This window comes from Pantoea sp. GCM10028869 (assembly GCF_042666835.1).
GTDB lineage: Bacteria > Pseudomonadota > Gammaproteobacteria > Enterobacterales > Enterobacteriaceae > Pantoea > Pantoea leporis.
On record NZ_JBHTGO010000004.1, the window covers coordinates 469,267 to 482,622 of the forward strand.

6 protein-coding genes and 1 pseudogene are annotated in these 13,356 nt (G+C 44.6%); 6 read left to right on the plus strand and 1 reads right to left on the minus strand.

The features are described from left to right. Nucleotides 1-162: 162 nt before the first annotated feature. The gene (locus ACFQW4_RS13495; protein WP_377725773.1) at nucleotides 163-4,146 is read left to right on the plus strand and encodes a hypothetical protein; all 3,984 of its coding nucleotides are present in this window, start codon (nucleotides 163-165) and stop codon (nucleotides 4,144-4,146) included. Continuing rightward, nucleotides 4,139-6,265, plus strand: coding sequence for a hypothetical protein (locus ACFQW4_RS13500; protein WP_377725775.1), 2,127 nt, complete (start codon nucleotides 4,139-4,141; stop codon nucleotides 6,263-6,265). Before ACFQW4_RS13495 ends, ACFQW4_RS13500 begins: the two co-directional genes overlap by 8 nt. Before the next feature lie 90 nt (nucleotides 6,266-6,355). Here ACFQW4_RS13500 and ACFQW4_RS13505 read toward each other — a convergent pair whose 3' ends face one another. Further along, the gene (locus ACFQW4_RS13505) at nucleotides 6,356-11,209 is read right to left on the minus strand and encodes an ATP-binding protein (RefSeq protein ID WP_377725777.1); all 4,854 of its coding nucleotides are present in this window, start codon (nucleotides 11,207-11,209) and stop codon (nucleotides 6,356-6,358) included. A gap of 270 nt (nucleotides 11,210-11,479) precedes the next feature. On the opposite strand from ACFQW4_RS13505, the gene ACFQW4_RS13510 reads away from it, so the two are divergent. From ACFQW4_RS13510 to ACFQW4_RS13525, 4 genes and pseudogenes are all read left to right on the plus strand, one after another. Continuing rightward, nucleotides 11,480-11,593 (plus strand): ash family protein, encoded by a 114-nt coding sequence (locus ACFQW4_RS13510; RefSeq protein WP_003842117.1) that lies wholly within the window; start codon nucleotides 11,480-11,482, stop codon nucleotides 11,591-11,593. 205 nt (nucleotides 11,594-11,798) lie between these two features. Further along, nucleotides 11,799-12,005 (plus strand): annotated as a pseudogene (locus tag ACFQW4_RS13515) (helix-turn-helix domain-containing protein). Between the two features lie 348 nt (nucleotides 12,006-12,353). Then, on the plus strand, nucleotides 12,354-12,611 hold the full coding sequence (locus tag ACFQW4_RS13520; protein ID WP_075808466.1) for an AbrB/MazE/SpoVT family DNA-binding domain-containing protein: 258 nt from the start codon (nucleotides 12,354-12,356) through the stop codon (nucleotides 12,609-12,611). Continuing rightward, a complete protein-coding gene (locus tag ACFQW4_RS13525) occupies nucleotides 12,612-12,944 on the plus strand; it encodes a type II toxin-antitoxin system PemK/MazF family toxin (protein WP_277973770.1) in 333 nt (110 codons plus the stop codon). Nucleotides 12,945-13,356 lie beyond the last annotated feature (412 nt).

Here is a 13,356-nt window from a genome sequence, read left to right on the forward strand (position 1 = left end):
ATAACGGTTGCGATTGGGCCTAGCATAATAAGTGCCTGTACCACCTTTCGAATACAAGTCGTCTCGCGAGTATTTCACATAGTCCTCTAACGCTGTGTTTAGTGCGTTAATACGTCCATATCCGATTTTCAAAATGCAGTTGTGCCAGAAGGAATTGAAGACATGCAATTCGAACAAAATCACTACATTCGACATCTTCCATTACCACAAAGTGTCAGAGATGCCATTACCGAAGCAAGAAAACAGGCCGGTACGTTTTACGCTTTTACCGAAGCAGATACACCACTACTGATTCAATCCCAGGATGGTACGGCGAGCGGTAAAAGCTATAACGTTTTCGCTCAATACATCGAAAGCGTAAATCCAGCAATCAACCCTGGCAATAGTCATCGCAATCTGGTGTTTATCACACCCTTGAAATCACAAATTGACATCCCGGAACAACTCATCGCTCGCGCCAGTGATAAGAAGATTGAATTGTTACCTTATCTTTCGCAAGGGGATATCGCAGATCTTGACTTTACGTCATGGGTCAAACCTCCTGAAGGGAAAACACCTACAAACCGGGAACGTTATCGTCACTGGATCAAGCAAGCCAACAAATTGATGTCGGGTGAAATTCAGCTTATTTTTCAACGCCTGAAAGCGGAAGTTGATGCGCGTAATAGTTTGAAAGTACGTCTGGAAACAGAGATTAAAGTAGGGGCAACGTTTGAACAAAAACGTCTGGAGGATGAGTTACGTCTCAATAGTTTTCATTTAGCAGGTCGCTTACAGGAAGCGACTGTGGCGATGCTTAATGCCTTGAATCAGAATCTGGAGGTTTTACTTGATGGGGAAACGACTAACCCTCGATATGCACTGGCGACGGAAATGGTTAAACATCTTTTCCCGTTTCAAATTGCACTGTATCGCCGATGTATCCTGCTGGCCACGACGAAAAAGTTCGATGGCAGTGTGCTGTTACTGAAACGCGATAAAGAAGGCGGCTATCACCGAAGTTCACAACAGCTGGACCACGTTCTGGGTCAGAAAAAAAGCCTCCAAGTGAATCCGTTAGGTGAGATTGCTAACCAGACTAATCTACAGCGAATTGAGAGCTTAAAAGAGCAATATTGGATAACCGACGAAGACTCACCTTTTGTACAACGTGATATTCGTTTTACATTAGTTCTGGACGAAGAGCACGAAGCCTATCGTATCTTCCAACAGAGTGTTTGCCAGACATTAATGAACGACGACCAGCAACTTCCTTCGTTACTGGCAATTTTACATCGTGTACTGGAATATGTGGATGAATGTTCTTCAGATGAAAGAGCGCCAGGGTATACCCCTCTGAAAAATTATGTCGATGAGATCAACAAAGCCTTATTACAATGTGATTTACGACCAGATTTCGAACTTAAGAAGCTGACCAGACTCTTTAGAAATAGTTTGCTTGATATCGTCGTCGATAGCCGTAATGCTGAGCAGGTTATCGCGTTAATTGGTAATATTTTCAGTTATCAGATTCAGCGATTTTACCGTGAGTCAGATCTTCGTCGAATTCATTTACGTAGTCACGGGCGTCACTCATACACTGAAGTCTATGTTTCTGAAGATGAAAAAAAAGTTCCAGATGAATTTACCTTATATGAACTGTATCAGACACTAACCGCTCTATTATTAGCCTCTGCCCGGCTGGAAACACCCAAACATGTCTGCGATTTGCTGGCACAGCAGGAGATGGCAAATCAGAATAACCCATTATCAGTTTTCATTCGTAAAGCCCAAAGCATTAAAGGAGATATAGATCATTTATCTTCCAGTGAGCCTCAGAAAGAACAGTTGATAGATGACTTTTTTACCTATTTTCGACCTAAAACATTGTTTTCCCTTTCGCCACGTGAACAGGTAAGAATTGAGGCTGAACAACTGAGGGGATGGGTATTACTCAAATTTCGGATGGAGTTAATTAAGGAGTTACCCGAAATAGCATTATTACGTGTGCTTTATAATACACGTAATACTATTATTTTACTGTCTGCTACAGCAGGATTTCCTGCAACGTATAATGGGCAGTACAGCCGACCGTTTCTGGATAAATACGCCCGTGACTTGAACTATCGCATCAGGCAGAGGAATGTTGATTCTGCTTCGCCCCTGTCGGCGATCCGTGACAACAGAAACCTTCATCGTCCTGTAGCACTGGAGGTATTTGACGATCAGGAACTAGAGTTTTTACCACAAAACGAGGAGTCTGAGTTCAGGAATGCATATCGTTTTTGGCTCAAAATGCTTCAACCATACTCTACAGCAGTTCAGTTTAATCGCTATCATAAACGAGAATTTCATCGCCAATTACAGTGTATGTTACTTGCAGCTTATACTGGTCGGCACATTTTATGTATCGGGATCAGTAACCGTTTTTTTGCGATTATAGGGAATTTTCTTCGTGCCAATAAGTTAAGTGCAAATCCCTATCGCGGGGTTGCCATTCTTGACAATGAAACACGTCGGGGGAATGATTTACCTCGTGTATTTGAAATTACCCCTTTTGCTGAGCGGCACAGATTGCGTGTCGTCATGTTTGATTCAAAACTCAACCGGGAAGATCCGGTAAGAGACTATCTGCAAATTGATCATCAAAATTTAGCAATATGCATGGTTTCCCATTTCCAGGGGGCCGGGACAGGACTTAATTATTATGTCACTTATCCGGCATCGCCAGAACCTGCAGGAGCAGATTCAGAGCAAATTGACTTTGATGAATTAGCCATGGTCTGCGGTAGTTACTGGAGTCAGATTAATGCAACTCCATCGCGAAATACGCTGGAAAATTATATTACCTTACTCAAGCATTATGCTCATGGAAGTGTGCCTCGTCAGGTTGGTGATTTCGATACGGATTTAGTTGATTCTGATGCGGCCCAATTGCTGAATACTGAACATACCGTCGAGCTTCATAAAATAGCAATGCAAACTATTGGCCGTACAGAACGGCGCGATGCCCAAATGAATGGGATTATTCGTTTACCTTCTGGTGTTCATCATAATGCATTGTGTGTTTTTCGGGATTTGGATCGTCACCCAAATGCACAATCGTTACTTGCTTCCCTAAGTCTGCATAACCACCTATGGTTTAAACGCTCAAAAAAGGATTTATTAAAAGCCAGTTTTTCTTCCGATAGTCAACGTAGCGAATTTGAAAATAAAGTTGCTAAAGCAATAGATATGTATAGCGACTTTGAAGCTGAACTGAAGAATAAAATTCTGCCGCTGGCAAGACAAGGTGATCAAGATGCAATTGAGTTAAATGAAGCATTGCGTCACCGGGACAGTTTTGCCGATCCTCAATCATATATAAAGCGTCTTAAACGCAACGCGATTATTAAGAAAAATACTTACTTTAGCGACTGTGTAAGCCATTTTTATCTGGAGCGTACTGCCGATTGGAAAAATGTAATACTGGCTAAAACCTTAGATGGTTATGGATTAACAGATATTTCAGCTGGAGCAAATCCATACAAACCGGAATATTTTTTACCCCAATATCATGAAGCTATGACTGAAGAGTCATCCGGAACTGAACAGCGTATTTTTGCGAAGATTCTGGGATTAGATGCCACGCATTTACAACAATACATCCCCATACCTTCATTGATGCCACTTCTAATTGGCAATATTGGGGAATGGCAATTACACCTTGTGCTCCAGGAAATGAATATTACGCCCATTCCACCACAAGAGCTATCACACTATTTGGATAGTCATTGTTATGAGTTGTTTGATGTGTATTGCATTAACAAGAACCGAATTGTTGCAATTGATGTAAAAAACTGGCGAATGCAAGGAAATAATCGTCAATTAGCGAAAAAAATGCATAATAACTCATTGAGGAAAATCAGTAAGTTGCAGGAAATAGTTGCAGCAAAAACACAGTTTGATGGTGTTGACGTCGTTTATCTTAATACCCGATATGCTTTAAACAGCCTCAACATTCGTGCCGAACACTCTAAACATAAGGGCATCTGCTATTATAACCTTTTTAAAAATATTTCATCTTATGAAAAAGATAATGGCAAAAATCCTTATGATGCAAAAATAAAATCAGAATTAAGAATAAATCAATACTTACTTAATCTCTTAGGAGTGAATTATGACTGATGTAACTGATAGTCTACAGCATAATGAAACGGATGTTGTGATGGCTGCCGAATGGGACCTTCAGCCTCCAGATTATGCACCTAAAGCACGAACACAGCTCTTTGATATTCATGATGCTGCAGATGTAACGTTGGAAAAACTTCTGCAATTACCCTCGGCAAATGGTTGGGGAATTGATGCAATCTGTATCAACAAGGTAAAAGAATACACCATGAAATGGGATGATTTTTTTATTGAATTGCACAGAGAGATTCAAAATATATTATCCTTAAAACTAGGTGTGAAGAATAACAGAGATTTCCAGTATCAAACGTTAAGAAAAGCAAACAGCTATCTTGTGATGTTTCTGTCACCTGATGCCCGTCCGTATCATCAATGGGTTAATGAACTAAAAATTAAGGGCTTTGATCAATATAAAATTGCTCAAACTGTGCTCGGGTTGCGCCTGAAACTATATTTTTTAGAGAATGCCGGGAAGTATTTTGAGGTGAGTCATGGGGCCTATAATAGCGAAGTTTTTCTGGGTGCCGTTGTACAAAAAGAAGAACCAGACAAGAGAGGAAACTATTACGTCGATGCATTGCAAAGTGACCTCTTTTACAGCCCAGATTATGGTGACCTCACCTTTACCCTGAAAGGGGTCTGCTTCAGAGCTAAAGCGGAAGAGCTTGGTGTACTCAGCGATTATGGCCGGATTATAGTTAAGGGTAAAAAATCATTGCAGTTGCTCGAAAAAGTGGATGGCAGAAAATACCGGAAAATGCCCTATATGCGTTTTGTCAGTAAAACTTATTCTGGCTGCAAAAATCATGCAGAAAATCTGGTTCAGAGCGTGCTCTGTAATATCCTGTCTCAGGCTGACATAACTTTTTCACCACGTGTTTTTTGTGCAACCCACTGTCAGTTAAACTTTTTAACGACCGATGCTAAAATACTCCAGCGTCCGTTAGTTATTATAGATAATATTAATAGTGGAGAAGATCCAAAGGCGCATCAGCGATTTATTCAATATCTGAAAAAAGAATTAGATGCAGTAGATATAATTTCACCTCGGGAACTTATTGATCTTGATAAAGATGTTAACTATCTGGTACTGAATCAGTCCAAAAAAATAAATGGGTCTAGCATTTCTCTTGGTGAAGATACCTTTTTAAACTCTACCTGGCAGGCACTAAATGAGGCAAAAGCAGGTAAAAAAGATCTGTTAGATTATTATTCTAGACTAAAAGTGGATTTTATCCTTGATTTTGATAAAAATTATCAGCGAGTCTTTCAGGGATGTAATATTGAAGCCATAGAGCAGAATAAAAAAGATCCTGTTAACCTGGTGGTTAAAAAAGTTCTTAATCCTGTGTCTGTCGCTAAGTTGGAAATGATTCGCAGCGAACTCTGGCTAAAAGAAGCTGTGCTGGTGAGAAAGAAACTTACCGGTTTTAGCATTAACGATGGTGAGTATATTCTTGTCTCAATTCGGTGTTCCTCTTCCGGAAACAGAAGAGGGAATGATTTTTATGGCGTTGCTACGCCGGTAGTATTCAGCCATGGCGTAATGAACATCGCAGAGCCGAAAATGTATACCGATGAGAACGATTTGCGTAATAATGTTCAAGGGATGAATATCAACTGTATTGATAAATTGCGTGATGATAATTTCTATCTTGTTGATACAATAAATCAGGTTGTGATTAAGCGATACAATACTGTTCGTATTCCGAGATTATTAGGTTCTGCAGAGCGTTGTTCTCTTCAGATAGCAGAAGAGAATTATGATAAAATTAATAAATTTGGTGCAGCGGATAAAACATGTTTGCCTTACTATTTAACGCCAAAACCTAAAAGTCATGCTGTCAGCCAGTATCAACAACTCTTTATTGAAAAACGAGGTAATGAAGCATTACTTTTTTGTACCAAAAGTAACCAGCCCAACCAGATTATGGACAGAGCAACCTTAGTTTATAATCTGGTGGCGACAACATTTGACGGCAAAGAGGCTGATGTGATGGTGCAACCAGCAACTGAATTATTGTTGCGAACTTTAACTTACGATACCACACGCTATAATGAAGTCAGTCAGACATCTCTTCTGGAAAAAATATCGCGTCTGATGCTGCATAACTAATTTTATCAGCGTTTAACGTGGGTTATTTTTGATCAGGCCATGTGCTATGGCCTGATAATTTTAATGTCTGATAGTATTGATCCTGTTTGTTTACTGAATCAATTCCGGCAACCTATAAAGCAAACGCCTTGCAGATGGCCAGCCTGCATCCATAAAAATATCCAGACTTTCTAACAAACAGGTGCTTCGATGTTCTTCTTCAAAAATGATTTTATAGTCGGCAAGAAACATCCCCATCATTTTTACCAGTTGTTCCATTCCCATATGTTCATTCTGGAAACCAAACCTTGTTCCGTGACGTAAGGCATGGGCCATCAGATCAAAACATTTTGCTGGATCGACAGGAACAAGCGTTTCCAGCAGTTCCAGAAGGTAGTAAATAGTATGTGGCGTGCTGCAATCACCAATGCGCCGCATGTGCAGTTCAGTTTCGTTTAGAAATCTCTTAAGTTCTTCTTCTGCTAATGATTTCTCAGGATTATCTTTCCCTTCACAAACAAAGCGAAATTGCAGACATGCTCCGTCTATAATGGCAAAACAGCGTCTTACTTCTTCCAGTTCAACCTCTGTCAGATCGGTGCGGGGTGAATACTCTTCCAGTTTTTTTCCGGCAGCATCAATAATGCTATAGGCTATATCTAACGCCCGTCGTCTGATTCCAATGTCTTTCGGTGTACTCTGTTCGGTAAAGCCAAGAACGAATCCATCGCTTAATGTAAATAAAATTTGTTTAAGTTCAAGGCTATAAATAGTGGGATCGACAATCCAGCATTGAAGAATATCATATGCTTCTCTAATTTCATGGACTCCCCAGAGAATTGCCAGATCGATGCTAACTATCTTGCGAATGCGATGCTGCCGTTCAGGATCGTTACTAAAACGTCCCAGCAGTTTCTGGATAAGACAGAAAGCACGCATCGGGTCGATATATTGCAGACGTCTGATTCCCTCCCCAACCATATGCTCTATTATGCCGGTATTGATTTCCTGCTCCACGCGTTCATTCAGGAAATGCCATACGCTATCCGGAGCAATATCCCACAACCTTAACAGGCGTGTTGATGCCTGAAGACGAACGGCCGGGTGAGGGTCAATCAGCATCCTTTCGATATCAGGTTTCAGTCGGTCATACAGATCGGGACGTAAAGGAATTACATCCAGAAAAATTCGTGCAGCATCAATCCTCGGTGAAGGAGAGCCCCAGCTAACGCAGTTGGCAAAATTATCCTCGGTATCTTCATTGACAGTTGGAGATATTGCGCGAGAAGTCATATGCAATAAATCCAAAAAATGAGGGGTCAGTTCATCTACCGGGTTGTCATTGGTAGGTGGTAATAATTTCTGTTCAACAGCCGCAGCGCAGGCCCGAACAAGAACATCCTCTGCAGTTGTGCGCACATAGGTATGAATATTTACAGCATTGAGTTGTTCACGAAGCGGCTCGAGAATGCCAAAAACATCTTCCAGCGATAATTCAGAGGAGAGTGTATTATTTGTCGTTAACCCCAGTGCAGTTTTCACTGTTTTAACAGCACTGATAAGCATGGCATTGGCTGGCTCATTTCGATCCAGACCTTCGATAAAATCATAAGGTATACCCGTACTAATGTTGACCGGAGAAATATCGAAAAGCCTTTTATTTCCTGATATTTCATCATCCCCCTGCGTTTTATTCAGAAAGTCCCGGGCGGCTTCAGTAGAAAGATTATCTGATCCAATCGTGTTGAAAAGGTGATATAACAGTTGTTTCTTTGCTTCTTCCGGGTAAATATAGTCAGAGAAATTATACTGGAATGCTGCATTCTCCAGCATTTGCCGTTCCTCCAGTGGACGCCGGGCAATTCCTTTGCTGACCAAATCGATAGCATCTTTACGAGTATCTTCGTTCCGGATAAACGCTTCCTGCGATGCAATGGGCCAGAGAAAATCAACCAGGCTATCATTACGTTCATTTGCCCCCAGAAAGAGCCTGGCCCAGAAGATTGCCAGTGAGGCTTTTTGACGAATAAGTTCTGCGAGAACTAACACGTCTGGTTCAGTCGCGCTTTTCAAATGCCGAAATAGTTTCTTAATCAGTACTTCTCCGTCATGCGCGTGTTCGCCTGTAGGATTGTACGCCCATATGTGGCTGTGATCGGCTTTAAGAGAGATATCATTCCCGGAAATGGATAAATGCATCACAGGGGAATCGACAGGATGGTACCGGGCAACGTATCCATTTAAAGCGTTGACGGCAGCATCAACAGCCTGTTCGGGATGTTGTTCGAGAAAATGGGAGAAAAACTCACCGAGGGAATAACGAGCCGATTCATAGTCCTGTCGGGCGTTTGATCTCAGAGGCAGAATTCGGCTGTTCCCCAGCGTTGTTTCCCGTTCTTCGGTGACATCGTAGCGATAGACAAACTCGAATACTTTGGCAACAAACTCAGGTGCACGATCCGCGATTTTCTTGATGTTGTAACAGAGTATGGGAATTTCCTCTGAACCATAACGCTGGAGACGTTCGACGGAAATAATTTGCTCCAGTAAACAGCAAGATGAATCAACATCGGTATTGATCGTATCTGCAACGAGAGGTATAGCACTTCTGACAAAATAGCCCGGCTCACACTGCTTAAGGCCATAAGAAAGCAGGGCGCGGCAGGTTGTACCCAGAATATTGCGTAGATCAGGATCAGTCACCTGTTTAGTAAGCGGATGCAGCAAAAATCGCAACGTCTCCGCGACTTTATTGATGTCAGGCGTTAAAGCAGAGACCAGATATACCCACGGAAGCAGAGCCACTTCTTTTTCATCTTCAAACCTAATTGCCAGCGCACCGCAGAGATGACTGAGCGTAGAAATAACGTTCTGATCGTCCATTGCCACACGTTTAGCGAGCCAGAGCAGGTCGTTTTGTTCAACAGGATATTCAGCCGCAATTCGGCCTGTCGAACTACGGATAATGGGATCGCCATCGCTATCATTAACCAGATGACTTACCGCTTGCCAGAAGCCGTGATGATCCTCGTTATAATGCCAGATTTCCTGAAGCACAAAACCCAGTGCGGGAGAAAGCATCAACCCCATAGCCTGCTGTTTAGGAAAATGCAAGGTTCCCGCAATAAGTGCGTCAGGATCGAATGATATTTTTGCCGCAGCATAGTCAAAGAGCAGATGATGACGAAACTGTACCCAGCGATCGTTAGTCTCCCTGACGACAACGCCTTCACGAGAGAGTGTATCAATCATATCAGCATCTGCGCCCGTCAACAGGGATGGAGTCCTGAGTGAACGAGTGGCAATCATATGATTAACCAGAGCCTTAATACACTGCCGGGCGCTCAGCCCATATTTCTCAACGCGATACTGCCAGTAGAGTTTTAATAATTCGCTCTGGGATGAAATACGACTCAGATTAATATCCGCATGTTGCGAAACCAGGTCGGCCAGCAATCGTGTATTAAATGGTACTTTTGCTAAATCGCGAAGCCTGTCAGAAAGCTGCTTGAGTGCTGCTGTCAGCGCCGAAGATTGTTCAAGTAACTGGCTGAATTCGTTATCTGACCAGCGTGGAATAACAATATGGCGAACCGAAGAAAACTGCGTATCGGCACATTCCGACACTGGAGGATGTCCTTTAAACAGTTCGCGAAGCTTCACACCCATACGTAAATCGAAACTGCGAATGGAGGCAATAACGCGCCATCGCCCCTTTTGATTCAGTACCTGTTCAATCAGGGGACGAAAAACGGCCTCACCTTTCCCCCCACGGGTCGCATCCAGTGCATCAATAATCAGCCAGCCGTGAGACGTACCATCCCATGCTTCAAGCACTTCAGTCAGACAATGTTCTAGCCGGAGTTCACGGCTCAGTCCTTCGAGCGACTCAACCGAATAGTGATCAACCGCCAGTTCAAGAACATCGTCCCCACGATTGCGCAGGCTACGTGCCAGCACATTTAGTACGCCGCTTTTACCGGCTCCGGGTTCACCAATAATTAATAACGAGCCGGACTGCACAGCCTGCTCAACTGCATCCTGGCATTCCCTGCGCAAAGTAAGCGGCTGGCCGGAGGGATTATCGATGGTTTCATACTGCTGCAAGACATCAGCAACGTGCTGAGAATGGCGGATAAGTTGATGGATATCCGCCTGATATTGTGGCGGTGCGGCCAGTTTAATCCCTTTTCCTGCCAGCAGGTTACGTAATAATAATGCATCACAGCCATCACGTCGGGACATCATCTCCCCACAGGTGGTGACAAGAATACTCAGAGCTGCTGCTGAGTCAGTTTCTCTGGCAAGGCTGCGGCTAAGTCGCATCTGAAGTATTGATGCGATATTTTCAACATCAACAACGTGAATGACAATCAGACGGGCAAGTTCGGCTAACAGATCTGATGGCCGGGGCTCCGTGGTAATCCGTACCCACGCGGTCAACACACAGCGTTCGAGAATATCAGACGCTGATTTCTGTTTCCTGTTCATAGCTCCGCGACCTTGCTGGGAAAGATGGTGTAACGCGGCGGAAAGATCGGTCCGAACAGCCGCTGATGCTTTGGTGCTTACGGATAAAATTAGCCGATCTTTCTCCGCCGAAAGAGGGCGGTTCCACGCCAGAGAACCATCACCATCCCGACAGGTTAGCCAGTGTCGGACGAACTGTTCAATCGTCCGGTAAAAAGGACTCTTTTCATTGTCTGAAAGTGAGACGGTTGTTTTTGCCTGAATTGCGAGAAATCCGCCCACAGATGTTGCCACAAGAATATCATCAACTGGCGCTTCAGTTTCGAAACGAAGCCGAACAGGTGATGCATCACCCAGTATCAATGAAGGATCCAACGGGTCATTATTCAGGATCTGAGCGGCAAAAAACGCGCCTAATTGTTGTTGAAAGACAATACCGCTGCTGGTTGCCGCGCCACCACCGTTTGAGGGGCTGCTCAGATTCGTATCAGACAAGTTCCACCTACATAGCATGAATTCCGTGTTGGCGTTTATTTTACGGACAGGCGATTGGTAAAACAAAGAGATAAAAATACAGTACCCGGGTAAAACCGTCATTGCGACAATGGCATTTCAAATGCGGGCTCTTGCCGCCCATCGCCAAATGCAGTATCCGTAATCCGCGCCTGCAAAATCAGGTGCCGGGATTGGAACCCTGAGAAATGTTACAGGCGACATACGACGCGCCCGCGTCTTTTTTTATGTCGTGCGCTTGGCTATACCTCAATGGTGGGCTGGGCGGGGGCACCGAAAGGTGCGCCGGTTGCCTGTAACGCCGGTAGTTCCAACCCCGTTCAGTCCACCACCATGAGATTGGAACCTCTGGTGGTGGGTTTTTAACCCGTTACAGGATAATGTCTTTATGGCTACGATCCCCACTCAAGCACTCCCGTCACTTGCTGTTCCTTTCAGTGCCACCACGGATTTCACCGTACTCGCCGGTCACTGCGAAACCTTTGCCGAAATCCTGATTGAAAGCAACGACCCCGCGTTGGCTGCGTACTGCCGGTGGCGTGAAGTTTATCGACGGTGTGGAGGTCAGAGCATGATTAAGTCTGTCTGGCATCCTGCCGACATTATCGCCGGGCTGAAAAAACGTGGCACTTCGCTGTCAGCACTTTCTCGTCAGGCGGGGCTGGCATCCTCCACGCTGGCTAATGCGCTTACCCGCCGCTGACCTAAAGGTGAAAGGTTAATTGCCGAAGCGTTAGATATCGCGCCTGAGCAAATCTGGCCTTCGCGCTACCGCTGATGTTCCTACGGCACAGCCCGGATACGGAAGCTGCGCCGCATTTTGTTTATCCGATCCGTCATAATCCTTTGAACTGCAAAAACAGTTTTCTATTATCGGCCTTCTTTGTTACGCACTAAGCTCCCGCCTGTACAAAATGCTTCATGACCTGAAAGAAGCGCCTTGTGTATCAGGATGGTCGCCGTTTTTTCGGCAACGCCGCCTTTGAAAACGGCTGGATCTGTCCTTCGATGGATTAAGGCTTTCTTCACGCTTTATTACGCTAAGGAAATCACAATGAATCAGATGAATAATTGTGCATCGCCTGCTGTAGATGTTATATTAAAATATAATATCAGGAGGTGCTCTATGTATACAACTCGCCTGAAAAAGGTCGGCGGATCCATCATGCTGGCAGTTCCCCCCGCCGTGCTGAAAACGCTGGAGCTGTCGATGGGCAGCGAAGTGGGTATGACTATTGATAATGGCTGCCTGATTATTGAACCCCAGAAACGGCCCCGTTATTCGCTTGAGGAACTGCTGGCGCAGTGCGATCCGCACGCCGAAATGAGTGAAGAGGATCGGGAATGGATTGATGCGCCTGCGGTGGGCAAGGAGATCCTGTAAATGGACAGAGGGGAAATCTGGCTTGTTTCACTGGATCCGATTGCCGGCCACGAGCAAAGCGGAAAACGTCCGGTGCTTATCGTATCGAAGGCATCATTTAACACGCTCACCCGGTTGCCCGTTGTTGTCCCTGTGACCAGCGGCGGAAACTTTGCTCGCGAAGCCGGTTTCACCGTTTCACTGGACGGGGCGGGAACAAAAACAACGGGCGTGATCCGCTGCGACCAGCCCAGAACCATTGATATGGGAGCCCGAAATGGTAAGCGACTGGAGCGCATACCCGACGCTGTCGTGAATGAGGTGCTGGCTCGACTGGAAGCCATTCTGAGCTGATATTTTTTATGTAACCTGAACGAGGGCGCTGTCACATACAGCGCCCTCATTTTTTATAACAACAAGTGATTAAAAAATCTTTTGCAGGTAAAAACAGTTTCTTTTTCCCCCGCCAGCGGCACTGGCGTAGTCTCCCCCTTGCTCTATGCTGTCGTAGACAGCGCCCAACGCTTCACAACCTGAAAGAACCGCCTGTTATCAGGACGCTTGATCCGTTTACCGGTGCAGACCTCTGCAAACACCGGGTCGCAGAACATCGCGACGAAGGCCCGAGTTTTAACACGATACGTCCTTTACTGCGCCAGCCTGCTGGTCTGAATTTGCACCGTGCCGGAATTTTCCTGGCTAACCTGTACCCTCAGCGCCTTTTACCTTACGGACTGCGGCCTGCATTGCCGCAAGGCTTTCCTGC